This window comes from Bacillus sp. LQ16 (assembly GCF_057784645.1).
Window position 1 is genome coordinate 1,046,271 of sequence record NZ_CM173491.1, and the last position, 23,332, is coordinate 1,069,602.

The window sequence follows — 23,332 nt, forward strand, 5'->3', positions numbered from 1 at the left end:
CAATATATCCCTTAAAAACTTTTAATTGTATAATATATTTTGTCATATTTTTAGATTTTTCGACATAAACCAACAAAAATAGAGAACGTATTGGGAGAAGACATTATGTATACAAAACTATTAAAATCAATTACATCATTATCACTTATTGGTGGTGCGTTGTTATATACAAATGGTAGCGATGTAAAAGCTGCTGAAGTGGGTGTTTTTTCTGATGTGCCGACATCACATTGGTCATATCCTGCGATTAAAGATTTAGCGAGTAAAAATATTATTTCCGGTTATGGGAATGGGATATTTGGTTTTGGAGATGTTGCGACAAGGGAGCAAGTTGCGGCTTTAATTTATCGAGTGTTAGTACCGAATAAACAAGGCGGTTCGTTTAGTAATGATGGAACTCGTTACGTATTAAAGGATGGGTCTACGTTTAAAAATCCTTACGGTGATATTAATCAAAGTTCTACAATGTTTCCAGAAGAGGTATTAACTTTAACGAATTTAGGAGTTTTTAAAGGTGATGAAAATGGCCAATTTAGACCGAAAGCTTCTGTGAGTCGTGCGGAAATGGCACAAATTCTTACAAATGCTTTCCATCTTGCGGCAAAACAAAAACATACCTTTAAGGATGTTCCAAATCCATTTTGGGCAGAAAACGCAATTAGTGCAGTGCAGTCAAATGGAATCGCAGATGGCACAGGGAACGGGAATTTTGAACCGTATGGCACAGTTACACGTGAACAGTATGCACAGTTTTTATATAAAACTTTGAAGTATAAAAATGCTGATGTGAAAGACACAGGAGATGCGGCATTATTAACAGCTTTTAAAGAAGAAGTAAAAAAGCGTATTAATACATACGAGACAAATATTACACTTCCATATAAAACGAAAAACAATAATACAAACGAAGTGATGAATACACTTTTTAACGCATATAAAGAAGTTGCAAGTAAAAATGAGTATACAAATAATAATAAATCGAATGTTTCATATGGACTTTCTGGATCACCTGGAAATTATACATTTACGCTTAAGATTACATATCGTGAAACGAAAGAACAGACGGAATATGTCATGAAACAAGCGAAAGCAATCGTTTCTTCTATTACTCAAGTTGGAATGGATGATCACGAAAAAGTGAAGGCGATTCATGATTACGTAGTAAAACATGTTTCTTATGATACGTCTTATAAAGCTTACACAGCATATGAAGCACTAGTAAATCGTTCTGCGGTTTGCCAAGGTTACGCACTATTAACGTATCAATTATTAAAAGAAGCAGGAATTGAAAATCATTTCGTGACAGGAACTGGGGACGGACAACCTCATGCTTGGAATTTAGTGAAAATCGAAAATAAATGGTATCACCTTGATACAACATTCGATGATCCGGTTCCAGATGAACAGGGCCGCGTAACGTATTCGTATTTCAATTTATCAGATGAACAAATCGCAAGAAATCATGAGTGGAACCGCGGAGACTATCCGCAAGCTACAACAAATTATTATAGTACACTGACAAACAAAATTGCGGCAGGTAGTACGAAAACGCCTGCATATCAGCAAATATTAAAAGATACAAAGTTAAACTATTTAGGAACTGAATATATCGCAAACAACTATACCGAATTAAAAAATAAAATGCAGCAGCGCTATAGTGCGAAACCAGAGAAAATTGAAGTGCTGTACAAGCAATCAATGAATGGTGCACTGCAAGATGTGAAAAAGGCAATTGGCGAAATCGATTATCCGCAAGGGGCAAATCGAGTTTCTTATAAAGCGGAGCCTTACAATGCGAAAGAAGGGTATTCTTTAGTGACGATTACGTTTACGTATTAAAAACAACCTAGATCCTATAGGATCTAGGTTGTTTTTTATTATTCTTCGACAAAACATGACAATATACAGATAAATTCTTTGCTACTATAAGATGAGAAATCTTACATTAAAAAAACTGTTTAAAATAACTAATACAGATAGGCGGAAAAAAATGAACCGAAAGTTACTAATGGCATTAACATGCGGTACATTGCTTATGGGAATGGCTGCTTGTAGCTCAAATGAGAAGACTACAACTGAATCAAAACCTAAACAAGAAGAAAAGGTTCAGGAAAAACCGAAAGTTCAAACCATTCAAAAGCAGCAAAAAGATAGTTATGTAGTAAGTGAAGATGAACTCTCTAAAGCGGCACAGTCGATTGGTGAAATCCAAAACGAGCAAACTATAAATGATAGGATGATACATATGTCTTTACAAAAACTCACATTCAATGGGAATAATCTTCATGTTTCCGGTACCCGTGATGTAGGGCGATTTCAAATGACGAAAGAAAACATTCAATACTTAAAAAACAACTTAAATGTTATTAATAATGATGAAAGACCAAAATATGAATCTATTCTGAACAAATGGTATGATGGAGAGTTCGTATCTGTAGTTAAAGACTTTGAAGAAATTCATTATTTACGTTCAGGAAAAAAGCAAAGTATGGAGGGATCTAAACTAGCTAAAAAACCTGATAGTGATGAAAAAGAATTTATTCTCCATTTCTTTGGTCAAGAAGGATTGGACATCCATAATAAAGAGTGGAAACAGGGCGAGTTATAGAAGTAAAACTGAATTTCTCTTCACTAGGAAGTACAATGTTTTACGGAACAAAAAAATGATGAAATTCCCTTAAATATAGTCCCATTGGGAGGTTGTCTATACTGAGATTCAATAGATACACAGTAATGCTTATCTTTCTAGCCATTGGCACAAATGCTGCATTATCTATGTGGATTAAGCAGGGACTTTTAGGTGTCATCAATGCTATTATCTTCTTGTTAACCGCTGCACGGACTACAAAATGAACTAATGCAGAAGATTAGCGTAAATAAAACATTGTATTTCTTAATAAACAAAACAACTTAACGTGGTAAAATAATAGTTGGACTGGAGTCCAATACATATTATTAAAATTAAGATGGTTCAAGTCGGAGGAAGGCACCTTAGGGTGTCTATTCTTTTTTTTAAATAAGAGTCTTGCCTTAAAGAAGATAAATTTTCAATGGATGATTACGATGAATATATAGATAAAGTTCATCCATATATTTGTAGGAAGGAGGAATTCAAATGAAGAGAGACGATAATAAGATTGGTCACTTTATATCTGAAAAAGGAAAGGAAGATTTTCAAATTGCCTACGATGAATCAATGGCACTCCTTCCAAAACCTAACGAAATGAAAGATATAAAAACTAAATATGGCACAATTCGTGCTTATTACTTTACTAAAGAAGAAAACAAACATAAGGAACCAATACTCTTACTCCCTGGACGCGGTGCATCTACTCCAATGTGGGGCCCAAATTTAGAAGGGCTAAGGGAGAAAAGGCCTGTTTATACGATAGACTTACTCGGTGAACCTGGGATGAGTGTGCAAACGAAGGTGATTGAAAACCAAAAGCAACAAGCAGAATGGCTAAATGAAGTAATTGAAGGATTAGGTTTAGAAAAAGTGCATATCGTGGGTGTCTCCATTGGAGGCTGGACAACAATGAACTTGGCTAGATATAATCCTGAGCATATTGCTACGGCTAGTTTATTAGATCCAGTCTTTGTATTTGCGCAAATATCCATAAAAATGATTCTGGCATCTATTCCAGCTTCCGTTCCTATTGTACCTAAGTTTTTAAGAGAAAAGATGTTAAGCTATGTTTCTGGAGGAGCAGAAGCAAGTGACGATGAGCCTATCGCTAAGTTAATCGAGTCGGGTATGCGTAACTATAAACTGAAAACACCAGCGCCTGATTTATTTAGTAAAGAAGACTTAAAAAGTATTGATATTCCAGTGCTTGCACTTATGGCTGAAAAAAGTACAATGCACAATTCGGTAAAAGCAGTTGAAACTGGAAAAAAATACGTTAAAGATATTGATATAGTTAATTGGAAAAATGCATCTCACGCAATCAATGGTGAGTTCTCTAACGAGGTTAATGCTAGGATCCTTGATTTTGTAGAAAAGCATTCTAAGGATAACTAAGTTGAAAGTGGAAAATATGTTGTCATAACAACTTCATCTCTATATAGCTATTTAGGGGGGGGAGCCCATTTTTTATTTTGGCATAGTTTAATTCTTCTACTTTCATGAATATGTATAATTACATAAAATTTCAGTGAAAAAGAGAGTATAATTTCGTATTGTGTAATAAAGATAAAGCCCGCCTACGGAAATAGGTGGGCTTTTTTTACTTATAAAGAAAAGACAACCTGTAAGATGTCTTCCTTCGATTTGAAACATTTTACTAGGTTAAGTTTTTGTGATAATAAACTCTTTTAATTGGAATGAACCGGAGTAGTACATCACTTTATTCTTAAGCATCATTCTCAACAAAAGTGAAGATTTTCATTATCTTTTTAACAACAAAGGGTAATAATTTAGAAGCTAAAAATGCAAGTACGAAAGCAATTCCCCATGTTTTCATCCATGATTTGAGAAATAAAGCTGTATATCCAACATTCATTGAAACCATGACGAAAGAGATAATACTAGATATACCTAAAATCATAAAGATATTAAAAATTATTGGTTCGAATTTTTTATTGATTTTCAAAATTAACACCTATTTTCTATATATGCTTTGCTGCCCAATTTCACCAACATCTAATCTTACAGTTTGAAATCTAGGTTGTCCAGTTTGTTTTACTTTACTGCAATATCAATATTATCTGGAATAGGGTTTCACCATATTGCTATTAAACTAAAATTTTAAGATTGCACCTAAACGAAATTTATAGTATCGAAGTTCATTTTGGAGGGGGGAATGTAATACTACATCTTACACTTAAACTGCACATTGCGTATTTTTTATGAAGAAAAGACACTTATATAAAAGTGTCTTTTCCGATAGTTTTTTAGCAGAAGCAAGCAGCTCCAACGATGATTAATAAAATGAACAATACAACTAATAAAGCAAATCCTCCGGCGAAGCCACAGCCACCACAACTACCACCAAAGCCCATAACAGTTCCTCCTTTTAATAGGAAGGGAAAACCAAGGGGTCACTCATGTGTTTTAACGGATTCCATTTACTGTATGCTTTTACGAATGAATGGAGCAGGTCCTTTTCAAAATAGATTTATCCCGCTATTTGCCGGGGAGTAAGGCCTCGATTGATGAGGGCAGAAATTCTTAGAAGGAATTCAAAGGCAAAATAGGAGAGTCTATATCATTCTTTAAAAGCGAATAAATAAAAAACAAAATATCTAAAAATATAGATGGAAATCCGCTTTTATACCTTTCAATAAAAGAATACTAGCATTATATATTATAAGGAATACTTGTCCTTAATTGTAAATGAAAGGGGGGAATTGGTATGAGTTATGGCTATGGTCACCCTCCAAAAAAATACTGTGAACATCATAATGAAACTTTATCAACGGGTATATTACGTAGACATTCCGCTACGTTATTTCTTACTGTGGATGCTATGAATGTTGATCCTGACGATACTCGTAGAGTAACTGTTGAAATGTTTGATTGGTCATCTGGTTCTCCGGTATTGTTACCATTAATAGACCCTTCAACGCAAACATTGCCACCTAATCGATATGTTACTTTTCGTTCAGCAGCTCTTCCTCCAGCACTTTTTGCTTATGAAGTAAGAATCATTCGTCCGAAAGATAGAGATGTTGTTACGAATGTTTTTGGTCTTAGTGCAATCGTATTTAACCCACAAGAAGGAAATAATGTTTTACAACATGATTTAGCAAAATTAGACCTTAAATAGCTTTTATAAAAGTCTATTTATTGGGCATGAGTAAAAAAAGAGTAGGATGTAATCCTACTCTTTTTTTACGTTAACTAGAATTTTAAAAGAAATCCTTCATCATTTTAGCATCTTTAATATTCACTATCACACCTTCTACCTTATCTTTCTTCTCATTTTTAGCGATTGTAATTTGTTCCTTATTATCAACCCATACAAGAAATTCTTCTTTTGAGTCATCTTTATATGTAACGGTAATAGTAGAATGTGCAGATTCTCTCTTTTTTTGATCTAAAGTGATTGTTTTAGGTGTTCCATTTTGAACTGCTGAAACGATAGATTTTATCATTTCTTCGTTATCTGTTTGAGATTTGGAAGTAGTATGATTTGTTGTTTTTAGTATTTCAATGTCTGAAATATTTGCGGAGTTTAATTGAAAGGTATGTTGTGTGTGTTCTTGCTTAACTTGTGAAGCTTTATCTGTAGCCGAGGTGCTTGTACAACCTATTAAAGTGAAAGATAGAGCGGTTAGAGCGCATATAGATATGATTTTTTTCATAGTATCCCTCCTTGAATTTAATTATAACAATTTTCTGTTAATTTAGGTAGTTATTGTAAGGGGAAGATGTTTTAAAGTGGTAAATGATGTTGTTCATTTTCTATTAAAATTAAAATTCACATAATTTTTTTCATATTTTATGTTTAACATTTCGAAAATAGGTGTACTACATATAATATAACAAATAATTCATTTTAAAGGAGGAAGTTAAAGATGGAAACGAAGTATAGTAAACCTTTTGTATATGAATTTATTACGGAGAAAGAGGTCATGAATGCGGCGAATGATCTAGTGAAGAAAGGAATAGAACAAAAAGATATTTACGTGTTAACACATGAGAAAGAGAGGACAGATAGAATCGCAGATAATGCAGACGTGAACACGATTGGAATAAAAGAGGAAGGACTTGGGACAAGCATTATTAACGTCTTTCAAAAAACAGGAGATCAGTTAAGAAATAAAATGCAAGAGTTAGGGCTTAATGAGGAAGAAGCGAACTTTTATGAAGAAAAGCTGGATGAAGGAAAAATCTTGTTATTCGTTAAGGATTTAGAAAGAGTCGGTGAATGGTTACAAGAAAGAAGATGCATGTATTCTATTTAATTTTGTACCCTTTACATCTATAAATCTATTACGAAAAGGAGATGGGAAATATGAGTGAGAGCGGGCTGAAAGAACAAATTACTGGTAAAGTTGAAAAGAAAAAAGGGCAATTAAAAGAAGGAATTGGTGAAGTTACAGAAGATAGAGAGTTGAAAAATGAAGGGAAGTGGGAGAAGACGAAGGGAACTATAAAAGAAAAAGTCGGAAAAGTGAAACAAAAGATAAGTGATGGATTGGATAATAAAGAATAATACATGTTTATCAAGCTTTGGTTACATACCAAAGCTTGATAAATCCAATATAAAACGAATATAGGAGGTTTAATTGTGGGACTTATTATTACGTGTATTGTAGGTGGACTTATTGGTGCGTTAGCTGGAATGATTACGGGAAAAGACTTTCCTTTAGGTATAGTTGGTAATGTGATTGCTGGTTTGATTGGATCTTGGGTAGGTAGTGCATTATTTGGTCATTGGGGTCCTGAATGGGGAGGCATTTTTGTTCTTCCAGCGTTATTAGGTGCAATCGTCTTTATTTTAATCGTTACATTCTTCTCTAGAATGCTACGGAAAGCGTAAGTATGATAATGAATAGTAATCTTAAGTTTATTATATATAACTATAAAGTGAATGAACTGATAAATATACATAAAAAAGCATCCAATTAAACTAATTTGGATGCTTTTTTAATGTAATCTGCATAGGAATAAGCGGGGGATGAAGGCCCCCACTCATTGAAATTACACTTTTTATTATGTATTAAACCATCGTTACTTTTTCACAATTATTTATTCTTACGACCTGCCTCGGTTCTATATGAGATAAGTCCTCGCTATTACCTATATCAACTACAATTGTATTTGTTAGTATGTTAATAATGGAACCAACTAACGTTGTAGCATGATCGTGTCGATAAGAAAATTGAACAAAATCTCCCTTTTTAAAGTTGTGCTCTTCCATAGATAGATCCCCCTAAAAATAATGTTTATACATTATACATACACAAATTTATAAGGTTTAAACATTCGGTAGTATTTTTTAAGTGTTAAGCCGAGAAAGGTGTAGAAAATTTATTTATAATGAAAATAAAAAAATATGTTTAAACCTAATTTTTATGGGTAATTAAATAGTAAAAGTTTGAGATAAGGGGGCGGAAATGATGAATTTGGAAATAAATATTTTGCAAAATGATGTAGGTTATACGGTACAACTTAATGGTGAGATTGATGCGTATACGGCATCAGATTTAAAAAATAAGGTAATGCCTATTACAAGCGAAAAAGAGGTTCATATCGTAGTAGATTTTCATAACGTAGATTATATGGATAGTACTGGTTTAGGTGTTTTTATAGCGCTATTAAAAGCAGTTAAGAAAAATGATGGAAAACTAGAGTTTATCGGTGTATCTAAAAGATTAAAAAGATTATTCGATATTACAGGGTTAACAGAAATATTAAATTTGAATTCCGATTTTGAAAAAGTAGAAAGAAGGTGACTAGGGATGATGGAGAGATTTGAAAAGATAGAAATGAAAATTCCTGCAAAGGCAGAATATGTGGCTATTATTCGTTTAACAATGGCTGGTGTTGCGAATCGAATGGGCTTTGCTTATGACGATATAGAAGATATGAAAATTGCTATTAGTGAGGCGTGTACAAACATTGTACAACATGCATACAAAGAAGACGTTGGAGAAATTACAATTGTCTTTGGGCTATATGAAGATCGATTAGAAATTATGGTTGCGGATAATGGGGTTAGCTTTGATTTTAATAACTTAAAAAGAAAAGTTGGTCCGTATGATATTAGTAAACCAGTAGAACATTTGCCGGAAAATGGTTTAGGTTTATATTTAATCAATACATTAATGGATGATATACAAATTATGCATGATGAGGGCATGACAGTTTTAATGACAAAATATATACAAAGAGAGCAGGTGGAGAATGATGGAAATCCAATCTCAACCTACAACTCTTACTAAAGAAGACGTTATTAAGCTAATTGCAGAATTCCAACAAAACCAATGTAATGAAGCGCAGGAAAGGTTAGTTGATCATTATAAAAATCTCGTATATTCCATTGCATATCGCTATTCAAAAGGCGGGCCGATGCATGAGGATATTATACAAGTAGGGATGTTAGGGCTCTTAGGTGCAATAAGAAGGTATGATTATTCGATAGGGAATGCTTTTGAGCCTTTTGCAATACCTACGATAGTAGGGGAAATAAAGAAGTATTTACGCGATAAAACTTGGGGCATTCACGTTCCAAGACGAATTAAAGATTTGGGCGGGAAAATTAAACTTGCGATAGAGGAGTTAACAGATCACCTGCAACGTTCACCGAAGATAATAGAAATTGCAAATCATTTAGGACTATCGGAAGAGGAAGTTCTAGAGATTATGGATGCGAAAAATAATTATCGAGTATCTTCCTTAGATGATGTAGTTGAAAATTCATCTGATGGAAGTTCGGTAGCGAGAATTGAATCTGTAGGTGAAGTAGAGCAAGGATATGAAGAGACAGAAAGGCGTCTCGTTTTAAAGGATATTTTTAACGTATTAAATGATACGGAAAAGAGTGTTATTCATTATATATTTGGAGAAAATTTAAATCAAAAAGATACAGGGGAACGGTTAGGTATTTCACAAATGCACGTTTCTCGTATTAAAAGACAAGCGATAAGTAAATTGAAGCAAGCCGCATTTTTAGATACATAAAAATTTAAAATAATTATGTTTAAAACATGAGAAAAGGGGTACTTATTAAGTATAGGAGGAGATATGAAAATGTCACACGATGTGAAAGAACTAATCGAAGGATTGAATGAAGATTTAGCAGGAGAATACTCAGCAATTATTATGTATAACCATAATGCAGCTACAGTTTCTGGTATATATAGACAAGTGTTAAAACCTTTCTTTGAATCTGAAATTAGTGATGAACAAGGACATGCCCTATATTTAGCGGAGAAAATTAAGACGCTAGGTGGTACACCTACTACGATCCCTTTACCAGTGAAACAAGTAGAAGATGTTAGAGAAATGTTAGAATCCGCTAGACAATCAGAATATGAAACAATTAAGCGTTATGAAACGAGAAAAGAACAGGCAGCGAAATTAAATATGACAGAGTTAGTTGTAAAACTAGAAGATATGATTGCAGATGAAACTAATCATATGGAAGAATTAGATCGTCTTTTAAATGATAAAGCAATGGTGTTAAATTAAAAGTAGAAATTTATAGAGTGAAAGAACAAATTCCTATTTCTAGGGGTTTGTTCTTTTGTTGTATAAATATGTTTGAGTAAGAAATTTTCATTTTGTAACTGAGTATGTAATACTAGAAAAATAGAAAATGATAATAGATTTACATTTTAAATAAGAAAAGGGGAAATAACTTGTGTCCATTTTAATTGTTGATGATAATCCGGTTAACATATTTGTAATTGAAAAGATTTTAAAACAAGCCGGATATCATGATCTTGTATCGCTCAATTCTGCACAAGAGCTCTTCGAATACATACAGTTTGGAAAAGATTCTTCCAGGCATAATGAAATTGATTTAATACTATTAGATATTATGATGCCTGAAATTGATGGACTTGAAGTTTGTAGGCGATTACAAAAAGAGGAGAAGTTTAAAGATATCCCTATTATTTTTGTTACAGCTTTAGAGGATGCAAATAAATTGGCCGAAGCTCTTGATATGGGGGCAATGGATTATATTACGAAACCTATAAATAAAGTTGAACTATTAGCACGTATGCGTGTAGCGTTACGCTTGAAATCAGAATTAAATTGGCATAAAGAACAAGAAGAAAATCTTCGGAATGAACTAGATTTAGCTACGCAAGTACAAAGAAACTTATTAAGTAGCCCATTAAGAGAAGATCATATAAAAATTGAAGCAAGTTACTTACCTTCATTTAAACTAGCTGGAGATATGTATTATTGGTATAAAATCGATGAAAATCGCTACGGTATTATATTATTAGATGTGATGGGACATGGTGTATCTGCTTCATTAGTTTGTATGTTTATTTCGTCTGTATTACGTGAAACAATTAAATGTTTAATTGATCCAGAACTCGTTATTAAAGAATTAAATAAATATATGACCCTTTTACATAATGAAAATGATAATATTCCTTATTATTTTACGGCGATATACTTAGTTGTTAATACAGAAGATAGAACAGTTGAATATGTAAACGCAGGGCATCCTTCTGGATACGTTTTAGTTGATGAAACAAATATGGTTGAACTAAATCGCGGGAGTTGTGCCGTAGGATTTTTTGATGAAATAAAAGTTAAAAAGACAGTTATACCTTTTGAGAAGAACGCTCAAATATTATTGTTTACAGATGGTGTTCTTGAAGCAATTGCAAATGATGAATTTGAGTCTGAAGAGAAATTACGTACTTTTACAGAAAGAAAATGGGGAGATTTAGAAGGCGAGATAGAAGGGTTTTACAAGGAAGAACAAAAGAAAGCGCAATCAGATGATATGTGTCTAATTATGATACAAACGAATGCGAAATAAAAAGCGTATGAAATCCAAACAGAGGATTTCATACGCTTTTTATTGTATTTTTTGATAAATTTGTTCACTAGGATTAAATTGGGTATAATGCGGCATTATATTTGAAAAACGAAGAGTTTCTTTATTTCCTAAACATAGAAATCCATTGTGACTTAAGCTTTCATAAAATAGTTGCTGCACTTGATTTTGAAGTTTACTTGTAAAGTAAATTAAAACGTTACGACAAAGTATAATATGAAACTCGTTAAAAGATTGATCGGTTACTAAATTATGCTGTGCAAAAATAATGTTTTGTAACAGTGAAGGATTAAAATAAGCAAAACGATTATCTGTTGAATAATAGTTAGAAAATGCTTGTGTACCGCCAGCTTGTAAATAGTTTTTCGTATAAGTTTGCATTTTATTTAACGGGAGGATAGCTTGTTTTGCTTTTTCTAACACATTTGTATTCATATCTGTTGCGTAAATAACCGACTTTTCACTTAATCCTTCTTCGTGAAGTAAGATGGACATCGATAATACTTCTTCACCAGTTGCGCATCCAGCATGCCAAATTCTAATTTCAGGTTGCTTTTTCAATTCAGGAATAACATGCTCTCTTAGCGCTTTAAAAAAGGCAGGGTTACGGAACATCTCAGTTACATTAATCGAGAAATCATTTAATAACTGTTCTAAAACCCCTTCCTCGTGAATTACTTTTTCAATTAATTTTGAAATGGTTGGGATATTAGAGAGCTGCATTCGATTACAAATCCTTCTATAAATAGATGTGCGAGCATATTGGCGAAAATCAAATCCTGATAGTTTAAATACCGCTTCCAATAGTAATTCAATTTCTAAGTTCGTGCGCTCATCCGTATCTACTGATGGATCAAAATTATAATACTTATTTTCCACTCCAACTAAACCTCACTTATTTTATTAACCATACACTCATTACCGAATAGAGTTGATGTAGGTTTAATGGTTTACTTATATAATCTGAAGCGCCAGCAGATAAACATTTTTCCTTATCATTTGGCATTGCTTTAGCAGTTAATGCGATAATAGGTATTTCATGTAACCCTAAGTTCATTCGGATATTTTCCATCGTTTCATAACCGTCCATATTAGGCATCATAATATCCATTAAAATAAGGTCAATATTTGTATTGCTTTTTAGTATTTCTAAACACTCTATGCCGTTTTGGGCAGTAATAATGTTGGCGTTTTGTTTTTTTAATGCATTTTGTAACGCAAATATATTTCGATGATCATCATCGACAATTAAAATTGTTTTCTCTTGGAAGACGTTATTTGTTTCGGTAGTAACGATAGTTTCTTCAACAACTTCAGCAGGAATAACATCTTCTATCGTTGCTGCGACTTCTAAATTGGAGAACTGTATATCATGTAATCCATTTGGAAGGTTAGGAATATATACTGTGAAAGTACTACCTTCTCCTACATTACTCTCTAACGTAATCCAACCACCTAACAATCTAGCAAACTCTTTACAAATAGATAAACCTAGTCCTGTACCACCATACTTTCGAATCGTTGCTCCATCTGCCTGTTGAAAGGCTTCGAAAATAAGTTGATGCTGTTCTTTAGCGATACCAATACCAGTATCTTTTACTGAAATTGTAATCCAATCTTTACTTATAGACTGCATATCATGACTTAAATTGGTTGTTTCTATTGAATCGAAATGTAAAGAAACGGATCCTTTTTCCGTGAATTTAAATGCATTGGATAATAAGTTTTTAATAATTTGCTCAATCCGTTTTGCATCTGTATAAAACAGATCAGGAATCGTATCACTGTCTTCAATAGTAAATTCGACATTTTTTTGTGCAGCTATATGTAAAAAGTTTTGATGCATATTGGCTGCCATGTCACTTATGTTCGTTGCTTCAAAAATGATGTCTAGTTTGCCTGCTTCTACTTTAGATAAATCTAGTATGTCATTAATTAAAGTAAGTAAGTCTTTCCCTGATGAATGAATGACAGTTGCTAGTTCAATTTCATCATCCGATAAATGATTATCATGATTTTCTCTTAACATTTCAGATAATAGTAAAATACTATTTAACGGTGTGCGTAATTCATGTGACATATTTGCTAGGAACTCAGATTTGTATTTTGAGCTGCGTAACAACTCGCTTGCTTTTTCTTCTAATTCTGATTTGGTAATTTGTAAGTCAGCTGTCTTTTGTTCAGCTTCTTCAGTTCTAGACTCTAATTGTTCATTCGTTGTTCGTAATTCTTCCGCTTGCATTTGTAGTTCTTCCGCTTGCGTTTGTAATTCTTCTGATTGAACTTGTAACTCTTCTGTCATTGCTTGTGATTCATGTAAAAGAGTTTGAATTCGCATACGTCCTATAATGCTATGGATTGTTAAACCTAGATTATCAATAGTTTGTTGAATTAAATCTTGATGTAAGTCTGAAATCTCAGTTACACTTACTAACTCCATTACTGCAATCACCTCATCCTCAAATAAGATAGGGATGACTAGTAGATTTTTAGGACGTATTTCTAATACTCCGCTAGTGACATAACGAAACTCTTCGGGTATATCCCTGAGAATAAAACTTTTCTTTTCTAAGGCAGACTGTCCAATGAAACCTTCACCCATTTTAATGGATTGTTTTCCAATATCAGCACCTTGATCGGCGAAAGAAGCTTTTTTCACATAGTAGACAGTTTCTTCATATTCTTCACGTACATAAAATGCACCGCAAGAAGTTTGCGTTTTTTGTATAATTCCACTAAGAATTTTTTTACCTAACATCTCAATAGAAGATACACCTTGATACATTAAAATTAATTCTGCAAGCTCAGTTTGTAACCACTCTCTTTTCGATATTTCGTCCAGTAAGTGGTTCGTTGTATGAGCAAGATCTTTTATTTCATCATGTGTATTTACATGAATTCTTTCCGTAATTTTTTCTTTAGAAGAAATTGATTTAATAGCTTGAATTACATTTTTAATCGTTTTTGTAATGGAATTCGAAATATAGAGTGAAACGATAATGGAAATAAAAGAAAGTAAGAATAATAAACTGTATAACCAAATCTCTAATTTATTATTTTCAATATCTAATTGTGCAGCTCTTTTTTTCGTTAGTTGCTCCTCAGTGCTCCGAAAGTTAGTTAGCTGCGACTGTAATGACTGAATTTGAGTCGTGTCAATTGTTTGTACATTATTACTATTATTATTTGTAATGAGTGGGTGAATCTCTTTATTAATCCAACTAGTAATGTTTTCGTTAATCTGTTTTAATTTTTCTTGCTGAGAGGGGTTATCCTCTAATAAAGAAAAAAGATCTTGATAATGTTTTTCGTAATCCTTTTCCGCAGAGTTAAGGGACTGCACGTAATTAGGGTTATTAGAAATGATAAACCCTTTCGCTTTATTTTCAATTGTTAGTAACTCTTTCTCCACTTGATTCGTTAAATTGAGAACTTTAAAATCGTGATCAATAATAAAATTACGAGATTTTTGTAAGCTGGAAATCTCATTGTTTAACATAATGAAAGAAACAAGTAAGAACAAAATGATAACTAAATAACCAGCCATAATTTTGTAGCGAATACTAAATTTTGCTTTCGAGTTCATTAAAAATTCCTACCTTCAAGGTTATTAAAACTTTTCTATTTTAAAGAATGAAAAACGTAATATATATTATATCAGTTTTCATAAGGTCAAACTAGAAATCCCCCTATTGTATTAGGGGGTTCTTTTTTAATAGAGGAAATCATTTTGAAATATAAAAACATATATGAAAGGTAGTAGACGAGGGAATAGAGGATAACAAACATTCTAAGAAGGGAAGAGTGTTCTTAAAGCTCTTTTTGCATCTATTCCTTCAAAAATAAATAATATAAGATCTTTCTTTTTTACAGTAAGGAAAAAGGATACTAGAGTGCTTAAATTTTTGATTGATGTCATTGTTCCATGTTTACTTATAAACAAATTAGCTTGAAATGTTGTCATTAAAGCATAAAAATGATGAATCTGCGTTATTGTAGGTGTTTCATTATAAGAAATAGTAGTAGAGTGAATGGCGTTCATCGTAATATTCCTTTCCATATAGTAAGCATAACAATATAAACATACCCGTTTAAAAAAATGTTAAACATATAAATAAGAAAAAATATAATTATAGTTTTTTACGTTTAGAAAAGGTTAGGAAGGGTATACATATACTACAAAGAGATTAACTGAAGATGAATTGTAAGATGTCTATGTTTAGTAGATTAGTCTATCAAAATATACTTTTACTTTAAATAAAAAGGAGCCTGGTATACATGAATGAAATGATGATTAATATTACATTTGATTTAATTTACTTGTTAAGTAGTTCACTTGTAGTGCTTTTACTATTCGCTTTTTTCGTAAATGGTTATGTTAATAAGAAGATTAGTGTATACAGAAATGAAGAAAAATAAAGATACATTATATAAAACTTTAGGAGGTTAATAGTTATGAATGTAGATAGAAAAATAGTAGGTGTTTTTAGAACAATTGATGATGCGGCACTCGTTATTAATGAATTAAATGAAAAAGGATACTCAGCAGATAACATTTCAGCTATTGCGAAAGATCAAAAGGAAATTGAACATCTGGAAGAAAAATCGGGTGAAAAAGTGAATAGCGAAACTGCACATAAAGCAGATATCTTTTCAGCGACAGGGCTTGTAGCTGGAGGAGTAGCAGGCGGACTCGGTGGTTTATTAACAGGTCTTGGTATACTTGCCGTTTCTGGAATGGGTCCAATTGTAGCAGCAGGACCAATCGCAGCAGCTATTGGAGGAGCTGGTATTGGCGGAGGAGCTGGAAGTTTAATAGGAGCATTTATAGGGTTAGGAATTCCAGAAGAACATGCTAAAAAGTATGAAGAATATATTTACGATGGAAATATATTAATTTTAGTAGATGCAAAATTAGATGATAAGTTAGAAATCTATAAAATATTTGATAAGCATAATGCTTATAACTCTGATTTCTTTAAATAAAATGTAAACAAAGTGAATATCGTTTTTTGATCTTACAACTTTGGCGCGGCCGAGGAGTCGTATGACTATAAGAGAGGAAGGGCTTATAGTAAAAGATCAAGTTCTATTCTGTTATTTAAAAGGGAAGAGGTGTCTATTCGTGATTGTAAAAATATTAAAGGATAGTAGTAATAGTTTCCTTTGCACAGTTCAAAATAAAAATGGAGACCAGTATGTGAAGAAATGGTTTCGTAAACATGAGAACAATGAAAAATTAGGACGACCAACTTTCAAAGAAGTAGAAAAGGACTGGAAAGAAAATAAAGAGTCGTTTATGTATCCTAATTTTAAAGCGCTTTATTAAAATGAAACATAATGCGCGTTTCATTCTTACAAAACTGTCACATTCCTGTAAGGTAATTCAATAGATTAGTTGTTTGTTCCGTGTCATAATAAAGACATAAGAAAGCTAATTAAAACTACAACTTATTAGGAGAGTGTCAGTCATGATTGTAACAACAACGTCTGGAATTCAAGGTAAAGAAATAATTGAGTATATCGATATTGTAAATGGTGAAGCTATTATGGGTGCAAATATTGTCCGCGATTTATTCGCTTCTGTTCGTGATGTTGTCGGTGGTCGTGCTGGTTCTTATGAAAGTAAGCTAAAAGAAGCTCGTGATATCGCAATGGACGAAATGAAAGAACTTGCAAAACAAAAAGGTGCGAACGCTATCGTTGGTGTTGACGTAGATTACGAAGTAGTTCGTGATGGAATGTTAATGGTTGCTGTAAGTGGTACAGCTGTACGTATATAAGTAAATAAAAAACAGGCTCACCCCTTGAAGTTTATGCTTTGAGGGGGTTTTTTGTTTTTAAGTTGTAGAAGTAAACTCCAGTTGCAAGGGTAAAATGAAAAAGAGACAGTGATGCTACATATATGTAGTGTGAGTGCAAACTTTATAATAAATAATAAAGTTGTTATTTGAGATGATGGAAGAATTAGTGGTATAAATAACTTTATAGATAATAATCAAAATAGAGAAGACAGAATGTTCATGGATGGAATGGTTAAGGGAATTTTCCAATCTGTAATAAAAAACGGAGGTACTGAGAACGTTTTACAGATGTCTACTACATAAAATTTATAATGGATTGGGGGCAATTTTTATGTTTTGGTTAGGATGTTTTTTAGGATACATTGTAGGTTCTATTATTACATGTGCGCTACTTTACTTTGGATATAGATCCAATGAAAATAAAAAAGCGGATATGCAAAAGGTGGAGGAGAGGAAAATCAATAAAAAAGGTGTATAGTAGGCGAAAGGTAAGGTGATAGTGTTGATACAAAAATAAAGGACAGTACATATTGTATATGACTACTATGTACTGTTCCGCTTATTCTTTTTGGATTATGAGAGGTTGTTTCCTGTCTTGCTATAAAATTTATAGGCAAAAAAACCAAATAAATAGCCTATTCCGGATCCTAAACTAATTGAAAGTAGTGAGAAATCTGGGGAAAACATGCCGAAAATCAAACCAATTATACAGCCGACAAGCATTCCTATAGGTATGAAACTGTCTAATAACAGTTGAGTCTCTTTTGATTTTTTCTTACCCAATTTGCCGTGCTTATATTTATGTTCCAATCTTTTTATTACAAATACTACAATTCCCCCGACTAGTATAATAGGCCAAATTGCCGAAATGAACCACATGTTAGAAGCTCCTTTTACCTTTCAATATAATTGTACCAAAAAATTACAATTATAGACTGCTAAACGTACTATCTAGTCTATTTAAAAGGTAAATGCAAAAGACTTCTTCTTTTGCATTTAATAACTCGTCAAAAACACTTTCCGATACGATAAACTTAACTAAATCTATACAATTCAATCAAATTTACACAAGTTAGTGCTTCAAAGTGTTCTCGCAGCCCCAAAGGGACGAGGGGTATAACACTCCACACGAGGCAGTATCGTTACCTCCTATTATCAAGCATTTATTTTACCCATCTTGATAAATTTATCGCAGCATTTACATCCCTATCGTGATGGCTATTACATGAAGCACAACGCCACTCACGAATCTTTAAACTCCACTGTCCTTCTGGTTGAACTGAATGGTCGTATTTAACTCCGCAACATGAACAAATCTTGCTTGAAGCGAACCATTTATCAGCTTTTACATACGCAATGCCATACTTCTCGCACTTGTATGATAAACATTGAAAGAAGAAGTTTAATTTTTGAAATGAAAATGCTCTCGATAGTTTTTTGTTTTTAAACAGGTTTGAAATAGATAAGTCTTCCACAACAATTCTCATTGGTTTGGTTTTCACCAATTTAGCTGTTGCTTGATGGATATGGTTATTTCGGATATTCGTAATTTTTCTAGATAACCGCAGGTGCTCAGCTTTCGCTTTTTCATATCCAGCAGATTGAATTTTCACACCTTTTTTAAATCTCCTAGACATATCTCTTTGTGCTGACTTTTTCCTTTTCAAAAGTTTTTTAACCTTGGCATCTTTGTTTATATTTCGTTCTTTTATACCATTAGAAGCTACAAAAAGCTCTTTTAAACCAACATCCACACCAATCGACTCATTCGTTAGTTCTTGTAATTCAAAGTCTTCTTGGAACCCTACACTCATCCACCAGTGACGACCATCAAAGGTAACTCTTGGATTGGATGGTTTTTTATTTCTTGGTAGTTGTTGGCTTGTTTTCACTTCTCCAATAGACTGAATGTGAACTACTTTCTTTCCTATAATCAGTCTTTCATAATTAGCATAAAATCCTTGGATTACATCTTTTTTGGATTTATAAGAAGTGTGAGAACCATTTTTGTACTTTTTGAACGAATTTTTTCTCGCCGCATCAAAATCTCTTGAAGCCTGTTTAGGAACTTGTGCATTAATGTCTTTTAACCACTCATATTTCTTTCGCTTCTTGATCTTTGTAAATCGTTTCTGTAAAGCTAACTGTGAAACAGATTTTCCAAATAGCTTATAATATCTATCACTTATTCTTTTACAATAGTTATAAGCAAATCTTGCAGCACCAGCATGGTTTCTAAGCACTTTTTCTTGTTCAGGCGTTGGAATCAGTCTAACTTTCTTCGCCAATATCATCAGAATGTAACTCCTTTAATGAAAGATTTGTTCTTCTGAATCGTAGCGTGTTCCACCAGCATTCTCCTGAGACCACTCGGATGCAAACCTGCTAATTCCGATACTTGACTAACTCGTGAAAATTTCATTATTATTCTCACCTCATCGAACCAAACATAGCACGTACGTTCGATAAAATCAATGAAGTTTGATAGATTCAATAAAATTTATCTTGTTCAACTAAGGGCGCAATTCCTTAGCCAGTTCTCTTATGAACTTCTCATGTTTTCACATGAGCGCAGACTATATGTTTATCTACTTAGAGATAGAGGATTTTTCCACCACCATAGGCTTGTGATGTACTCTCGTCAGTTATACGAGATAGTCGTTGAACGTTCATCTTATCACTTTTGACTTAGATGATTCGAGGCGGAAGACCCATTGTTCTAGTGTTTAGGATTTAACCTTGCACAATCTGATTGATTTTTTCTGCTTTCGCGACATTCACGCTCACTATTTCTAGCCACGTTGTAGTTCAATCAGCTTTAGGGATTGCCCGCAGTTAACCCTCACTACTAGCCAATCACTTGACTAGCAGGGCTTACTGATATATTTAATTAACTTTCGTTATAATTGGTTAAATAAATCGTAACAGTTAGTTACCCTTTCGATTTCTCAGTGGACTGTACAACATCAACCGCCGCTTTCACATCCGCTAAGTCATATGTAGAATGTACTTTCATAAAACGTAATTGCTTATTTTCTACTAAGTGAATTAAATGACGAAACGTCTCCTGCCATTTGTATGCGGACACATCTTTATTCCAATGTCGTAAATGAAATATGTTCGCGTGCACTTTTGCTTTCGTGACAATCTCTGCCCAGTTTACTTGTACGCCCGATAGAAGACCTATCGTTAAAAAGTGTCCGTTTGGCCTTAAGGAAAAAGCTAATTCATTTCCATCCGGTCCCCCGATAGAATCAATTGCAGCATCCGCACCGATCCCGTTTGTTAACTCCATAACTGTTTCATAAAGCGGGGCAGTGGAAGTATCTATTACATGATGAGCGCCAAGCTGAAGTAATTTCTCTGTATGTTTATTATTTCTTGTCACCGCAATGAATCGGAAGTTTAAAATTTGAGATAACTGTGCAAATAGATGGCCAATAGCGGATCCGCAAGCATTTACTAATAAAACGTCATTCCGTTTTAAGTTTAGCGTTTCCGTACATGTAACCCACGCAGTAAGTGGATTAATATACATTTGTGCCGCTGTAAAATCATCAATGGAATCAGGAATAGGGACTACAAAATCGGCTGATGTTTTCACATATTCTTGCCAAGTACCTTCCCCGCGTAAAGGTAACACACGTTTATCGATAAGCTCTCTAGAAACAAAAGCGCCTACATCTTCTACAATACCAACACCTTCATAACCAGGTATGTTAGGTAACGGAATTCTATGAGCGTACGCTCCGGTTATTGGAATTAAGTCAGATGGATTAATCGGTCTAACTAGCATACGGACGAAAACTTCATTATCTTTCAGTGGTTCTATATTTTTATATTCAACTTGTAATACGTCTTTTGGATTGCCAAACTTATGAAATTGAATGCATGTTCCAAGCAAAGTAATTTGCCCCCTTAGTTTCATTGGGTTTATTATAGCATTTTTGGTTAGGGTGGTTATTTTGTTAGTGATAAATAGGGTTTTTAATTTACGTATTTATCAGAATTTTATAAAATGTGTATATAACTATAAAATGGGGGGATTTCTTCATGTGTACTAGTTTGACGTTACAAACTAAAAATTTCCAACATCTTTTTGCGAGAACAATGGATTTCACATTAGATATGAATCAAGAAGTAATAATCATTCCTCGGCGTTATCAGTGGAACAATATAACTGGTGAAACGATCCGAGCGAAAAAGGCTGTTGTCGGAATGGGAATTAATTTTGGAGGAAGGGTCATGATGGCGGACGGAGTAAATGAAACTGGTATGACATGTGCAACTCTCTATTTCCCAGGATTTGCCACTTATAGTAATCATATAGATAGCAATAAAACGAATGTAGCGCCATTTGATTTTGTGACTTGGAGCCTCACGCAGTTCAATTCTGTTGAAGAATTAAGAAAATATATTGATAACATTGCCTTTATAGATGTGCCATTACCAGTTTTAGGAATTACGCCACCGCTACATTGGATTTTAGCAGATAAATCGGGAGCGTGTATTGTACTTGAGCCGACAGTTGATGGAATAAAAGTGTATGACAATCCAATAGGAGTAATGACTAATAGTCCGGAGTTTAATTGGCATTTACAAAATTTAAGACAATATATTGGACTTAAATCGCAGCCATTTGCGCCAACTGAGTGGGGAGATGTACCATTAAGTGCTTTTGGCCAAGGTTCAGGAACGATGGGACTTCCTGGAGATTTCACCCCGCCATCAAGATTTGTACGGGCAGCATATGGCAAACAAAACATTCAAAGTATAGAGAACGAAGAAGAGGGGATATCGGCTATTTTTCATATCTTATCAAATTGTGAGGTTCCTAAGGGGGCAGTAATAACAGAAGACGGTATATTAGATAATACGATCTATACAAGTGCAATGTGTATGGAGTCTGGAACATATTATTACCATACTTACGATTGTAGACAAATTATAGCCATTCATTTATTCAATGAAGATTTAGATACAGCTGAGATTAAAACGTATCCGTTCCAGCGGAAGCAAAAAATCTTTTATGAAAACTGATAAAAACACCTCCATTGAATTTGCATACTTAGTATGCGAATTCGGGAGGTGTTTTTCTATTAAGCCGAAGCTTTCTTCATTCTCTCAAGTAAACTAGATAACACATGCGTACGATACGATTCTAGTTTTTTACCTTCATAAGTACGGATACCTAATTTTTTAAGTTCTTTTACATACCAACCTTTGCTTCCGAAATACATGTGATCGCTCCCCTTCAACTTTGTTTTTATTTGTTCTGATTGCATATGGAGGTACAGGTAATATAATGAAGGAAATGAATTTCGCGCGAAAATGGTTAACTTTGTTGCAAAAGACATATATACTAAAGATAGTATACAACGAGGTGGACAAGACGTGATTATAGAGAAGCACGAAATTCAAATTGACCAAATTACTAGCGGTAAAGTGAATATCTTTACTTTCTATAGAAATAGAAAGCAAATTGATGATCATTTTTTACGATTGCAAGAACCATCGCTTACAGCAAACTACTTCTTCCATTTTCATTTTGATGCAGAGAGCTTGCATCTACTGCAGGAAGAGTTTCCAGACGTATATCCGTACGACGGTAGTGAAACGATTCACGACTGGACGGAAAAGATGAAAGCTGAATTGCAACATCAGATCCAAACAGGTAAATGGAATAAACGCGTACGTATTGGTAATCGCATTCTAGATGTGGTGTTTACGTGGTGTGACGAAGATATAGTAGAGTGAAAAAGAAGCGGATGACGCTTCTTTTTTTAGCGCTGGAATAAAACGAGCTTACCTGCAGTAGATGTACAGCGATGTGTTTTTTCATACAATCCTTTTTCTTGTAAAATAGATTCACCTTTTGCTTTCGCTTCTTTTTCAGTTGCCGCCTCGAATGATTCGTCTAATGCTTTTGAACCATCTTTTTCAAAGACTGTTAGAACGTATACTCCCATGAAAATTCCCTCCAATAATTAAAATCAGAATCTTATAATTATTTTGACATAAAACGCTACAATATGCAAAGAAATATATGAC

The 23,332-nt window shown here is 33.5% G+C and carries 32 protein-coding genes; 19 read left to right on the top strand and 13 right to left on the bottom strand.

From position 1 onward, the window contains the following. The first annotated feature begins 105 nt into the window (after positions 1 to 105). The 3 genes from AC3EMB_RS05260 (at position 106) to AC3EMB_RS05270 (ending at position 4,024) form a co-directional block, all read left to right on the top strand. Positions 106 to 1,839, top strand: coding sequence for an S-layer homology domain-containing protein (locus AC3EMB_RS05260; protein ID WP_488517548.1), 1,734 nt, complete (start codon positions 106 to 108; stop codon positions 1,837 to 1,839). A gap of 151 nt (positions 1,840 to 1,990) precedes the next feature. Continuing rightward, positions 1,991 to 2,608: a DUF6241 domain-containing protein gene (locus AC3EMB_RS05265; protein ID WP_488517549.1), complete on the top strand. Its 618-nt coding sequence runs from the start codon at positions 1,991 to 1,993 to the stop codon at positions 2,606 to 2,608. 507 nt (positions 2,609 to 3,115) lie between these two features. Continuing rightward, positions 3,116 to 4,024, top strand: a complete 909-nt coding sequence (locus AC3EMB_RS05270; protein WP_488517550.1) for an alpha/beta fold hydrolase — start codon at positions 3,116 to 3,118, stop codon at positions 4,022 to 4,024. A 331-nt stretch (positions 4,025 to 4,355) separates the two neighbouring features. Here the strand turns inward: AC3EMB_RS05270 and AC3EMB_RS05275 are convergent, their stop codons facing one another. Beyond that, the gene (locus tag AC3EMB_RS05275; protein WP_000700210.1) at positions 4,356 to 4,595 is read right to left on the bottom strand and encodes a DUF2798 domain-containing protein; all 240 of its coding nucleotides are present in this window, start codon (positions 4,593 to 4,595) and stop codon (positions 4,356 to 4,358) included. A gap of 301 nt (positions 4,596 to 4,896) precedes the next feature. Continuing rightward, entirely contained in the window at positions 4,897 to 5,004 is a 108-nt protein-coding gene (locus AC3EMB_RS05280; RefSeq protein ID WP_000505670.1) for a YjcZ family sporulation protein, read from the bottom strand. A gap of 353 nt (positions 5,005 to 5,357) precedes the next feature. On the opposite strand from AC3EMB_RS05280, the gene AC3EMB_RS05285 reads away from it, so the two are divergent. Then, positions 5,358 to 5,771: a hypothetical protein gene (locus AC3EMB_RS05285; protein ID WP_075719446.1), complete on the top strand. Its 414-nt coding sequence runs from the start codon at positions 5,358 to 5,360 to the stop codon at positions 5,769 to 5,771. Positions 5,772 to 5,853: 82 nt separating this feature from the next. On the opposite strand, the gene AC3EMB_RS05290 is transcribed toward AC3EMB_RS05285, so the two are convergent. Beyond that, positions 5,854 to 6,309: a hypothetical protein gene (locus AC3EMB_RS05290; RefSeq protein ID WP_053565104.1), complete on the bottom strand. Its 456-nt coding sequence runs from the start codon at positions 6,307 to 6,309 to the stop codon at positions 5,854 to 5,856. A 213-nt stretch (positions 6,310 to 6,522) separates the two neighbouring features. Here AC3EMB_RS05290 and AC3EMB_RS05295 point away from each other — a divergent pair, with 213 nt between their 5' ends. The 3 genes from AC3EMB_RS05295 (at position 6,523) to AC3EMB_RS05305 (ending at position 7,490) form a co-directional block, all read left to right on the top strand. Beyond that, a complete protein-coding gene (locus AC3EMB_RS05295) occupies positions 6,523 to 6,912 on the top strand; it encodes a YflT domain-containing protein (RefSeq protein WP_053565103.1) in 390 nt (129 codons plus the stop codon). Between the two features lie 50 nt (positions 6,913 to 6,962). Continuing rightward, the gene (locus tag AC3EMB_RS05300) at positions 6,963 to 7,163 is read left to right on the top strand and encodes a CsbD family protein (protein WP_053565102.1); all 201 of its coding nucleotides are present in this window, start codon (positions 6,963 to 6,965) and stop codon (positions 7,161 to 7,163) included. A 75-nt stretch (positions 7,164 to 7,238) separates the two neighbouring features. Further along, positions 7,239 to 7,490 carry a GlsB/YeaQ/YmgE family stress response membrane protein gene (locus AC3EMB_RS05305; RefSeq protein ID WP_000522903.1) on the top strand — a complete coding sequence of 84 codons (252 nt, stop codon included), beginning with the start codon at positions 7,239 to 7,241 and terminating at the stop codon, positions 7,488 to 7,490. Between the two features lie 180 nt (positions 7,491 to 7,670). Here AC3EMB_RS05305 and AC3EMB_RS05310 read toward each other — a convergent pair whose 3' ends face one another. Further along, complete coding sequence (locus AC3EMB_RS05310) at positions 7,671 to 7,871, bottom strand: hypothetical protein (RefSeq protein WP_029442044.1); 201 nt, start codon at positions 7,869 to 7,871, stop codon at positions 7,671 to 7,673. 196 nt (positions 7,872 to 8,067) lie between these two features. Here AC3EMB_RS05310 and rsbV point away from each other — a divergent pair, with 196 nt between their 5' ends. The 5 genes from rsbV (at position 8,068) to AC3EMB_RS05335 (ending at position 11,459) form a co-directional block, all read left to right on the top strand. Further along, on the top strand, positions 8,068 to 8,406 hold the full coding sequence (gene rsbV, locus AC3EMB_RS05315) for an anti sigma b factor antagonist RsbV (RefSeq protein ID WP_002106052.1): 339 nt from the start codon (positions 8,068 to 8,070) through the stop codon (positions 8,404 to 8,406). Positions 8,407 to 8,412: 6 nt separating this feature from the next. After that, positions 8,413 to 8,895: an anti-sigma B factor RsbW gene (gene rsbW / locus AC3EMB_RS05320; RefSeq protein ID WP_003269702.1), complete on the top strand. Its 483-nt coding sequence runs from the start codon at positions 8,413 to 8,415 to the stop codon at positions 8,893 to 8,895. Then, positions 8,858 to 9,634 carry an RNA polymerase sigma factor SigB gene (gene sigB / locus AC3EMB_RS05325; RefSeq protein WP_015055091.1) on the top strand — a complete coding sequence of 259 codons (777 nt, stop codon included), beginning with the start codon at positions 8,858 to 8,860 and terminating at the stop codon, positions 9,632 to 9,634. Before rsbW ends, sigB begins: the two co-directional genes overlap by 38 nt. 69 nt (positions 9,635 to 9,703) lie before the next feature. Continuing rightward, complete coding sequence (locus AC3EMB_RS05330; protein WP_000017755.1) at positions 9,704 to 10,144, top strand: ferritin-like domain-containing protein; 441 nt, start codon at positions 9,704 to 9,706, stop codon at positions 10,142 to 10,144. 172 nt (positions 10,145 to 10,316) lie between these two features. Continuing rightward, complete coding sequence (locus AC3EMB_RS05335; protein WP_488517551.1) at positions 10,317 to 11,459, top strand: SpoIIE family protein phosphatase; 1,143 nt, start codon at positions 10,317 to 10,319, stop codon at positions 11,457 to 11,459. A 39-nt stretch (positions 11,460 to 11,498) separates the two neighbouring features. On the opposite strand, the gene AC3EMB_RS05340 is transcribed toward AC3EMB_RS05335, so the two are convergent. The 3 genes from AC3EMB_RS05340 to AC3EMB_RS05350 form a co-directional block, all read right to left on the bottom strand. Further along, positions 11,499 to 12,356: a CheR family methyltransferase gene (locus AC3EMB_RS05340; RefSeq protein ID WP_000429043.1), complete on the bottom strand. Its 858-nt coding sequence runs from the start codon at positions 12,354 to 12,356 to the stop codon at positions 11,499 to 11,501. A gap of 16 nt (positions 12,357 to 12,372) precedes the next feature. Next, entirely contained in the window at positions 12,373 to 15,063 is a 2,691-nt protein-coding gene (locus tag AC3EMB_RS05345) for an ATP-binding protein (protein WP_488517552.1), read from the bottom strand. 204 nt (positions 15,064 to 15,267) lie between these two features. Further along, positions 15,268 to 15,519, bottom strand: a complete 252-nt coding sequence (locus AC3EMB_RS05350) for a hypothetical protein (protein ID WP_000991350.1) — start codon at positions 15,517 to 15,519, stop codon at positions 15,268 to 15,270. Between the two features lie 236 nt (positions 15,520 to 15,755). Between AC3EMB_RS05350 and AC3EMB_RS05355 the strand changes: the two genes are divergently transcribed. From AC3EMB_RS05355 to AC3EMB_RS05375, 5 genes are all read left to right on the top strand, one after another. Next, complete coding sequence (locus tag AC3EMB_RS05355; protein WP_001004571.1) at positions 15,756 to 15,896, top strand: hypothetical protein; 141 nt, start codon at positions 15,756 to 15,758, stop codon at positions 15,894 to 15,896. A 36-nt stretch (positions 15,897 to 15,932) separates the two neighbouring features. Beyond that, a complete protein-coding gene (locus AC3EMB_RS05360; protein WP_088362527.1) occupies positions 15,933 to 16,463 on the top strand; it encodes a general stress protein in 531 nt (176 codons plus the stop codon). 139 nt (positions 16,464 to 16,602) lie between these two features. Then, positions 16,603 to 16,806 carry a DUF4028 family protein gene (locus AC3EMB_RS05365; RefSeq protein WP_004403363.1) on the top strand — a complete coding sequence of 68 codons (204 nt, stop codon included), beginning with the start codon at positions 16,603 to 16,605 and terminating at the stop codon, positions 16,804 to 16,806. A 142-nt stretch (positions 16,807 to 16,948) separates the two neighbouring features. Further along, entirely contained in the window at positions 16,949 to 17,260 is a 312-nt protein-coding gene (locus AC3EMB_RS05370; RefSeq protein ID WP_000637511.1) for a YbjQ family protein, read from the top strand. A 352-nt stretch (positions 17,261 to 17,612) separates the two neighbouring features. Continuing rightward, positions 17,613 to 17,759 (top strand): hypothetical protein, encoded by a 147-nt coding sequence (locus AC3EMB_RS05375; RefSeq protein WP_166504393.1) that lies wholly within the window; start codon positions 17,613 to 17,615, stop codon positions 17,757 to 17,759. A 95-nt stretch (positions 17,760 to 17,854) separates the two neighbouring features. On the opposite strand, the gene AC3EMB_RS05380 is transcribed toward AC3EMB_RS05375, so the two are convergent. From AC3EMB_RS05380 to AC3EMB_RS05395, 4 genes are all read right to left on the bottom strand, one after another. Beyond that, a complete protein-coding gene (locus AC3EMB_RS05380) occupies positions 17,855 to 18,160 on the bottom strand; it encodes a hypothetical protein (protein WP_071731868.1) in 306 nt (101 codons plus the stop codon). Positions 18,161 to 18,444: 284 nt separating this feature from the next. Next, positions 18,445 to 19,575, bottom strand: a complete 1,131-nt coding sequence (locus AC3EMB_RS05385) for an RNA-guided endonuclease InsQ/TnpB family protein (protein ID WP_488517553.1) — start codon at positions 19,573 to 19,575, stop codon at positions 18,445 to 18,447. After that, positions 19,575 to 19,703: a hypothetical protein gene (locus AC3EMB_RS05390; RefSeq protein ID WP_488517554.1), complete on the bottom strand. Its 129-nt coding sequence runs from the start codon at positions 19,701 to 19,703 to the stop codon at positions 19,575 to 19,577. The genes AC3EMB_RS05385 and AC3EMB_RS05390 overlap by 1 nt, the downstream gene beginning before the upstream one ends. 510 nt (positions 19,704 to 20,213) lie before the next feature. Continuing rightward, a complete protein-coding gene (locus AC3EMB_RS05395; protein WP_488517555.1) occupies positions 20,214 to 21,185 on the bottom strand; it encodes a zinc-dependent alcohol dehydrogenase family protein in 972 nt (323 codons plus the stop codon). Between the two features lie 149 nt (positions 21,186 to 21,334). On the opposite strand from AC3EMB_RS05395, the gene bsh reads away from it, so the two are divergent. Next, on the top strand, positions 21,335 to 22,321 hold the full coding sequence (gene bsh, locus AC3EMB_RS05400) for a choloylglycine hydrolase (RefSeq protein ID WP_071731871.1): 987 nt from the start codon (positions 21,335 to 21,337) through the stop codon (positions 22,319 to 22,321). 59 nt (positions 22,322 to 22,380) lie between these two features. Here the strand turns inward: bsh and AC3EMB_RS05405 are convergent, their stop codons facing one another. Next, positions 22,381 to 22,521, bottom strand: coding sequence for a YflJ family protein (locus tag AC3EMB_RS05405; protein ID WP_000273536.1), 141 nt, complete (start codon positions 22,519 to 22,521; stop codon positions 22,381 to 22,383). A gap of 154 nt (positions 22,522 to 22,675) precedes the next feature. On the opposite strand from AC3EMB_RS05405, the gene AC3EMB_RS05410 reads away from it, so the two are divergent. Beyond that, a complete protein-coding gene (locus tag AC3EMB_RS05410; RefSeq protein WP_131260106.1) occupies positions 22,676 to 23,038 on the top strand; it encodes a hypothetical protein in 363 nt (120 codons plus the stop codon). Positions 23,039 to 23,064: 26 nt separating this feature from the next. On the opposite strand, the gene AC3EMB_RS05415 is transcribed toward AC3EMB_RS05410, so the two are convergent. Further along, positions 23,065 to 23,250 carry a YhzD family protein gene (locus AC3EMB_RS05415; protein ID WP_000539552.1) on the bottom strand — a complete coding sequence of 62 codons (186 nt, stop codon included), beginning with the start codon at positions 23,248 to 23,250 and terminating at the stop codon, positions 23,065 to 23,067. Between the last annotated feature and the right edge of the window lie 82 nt (positions 23,251 to 23,332).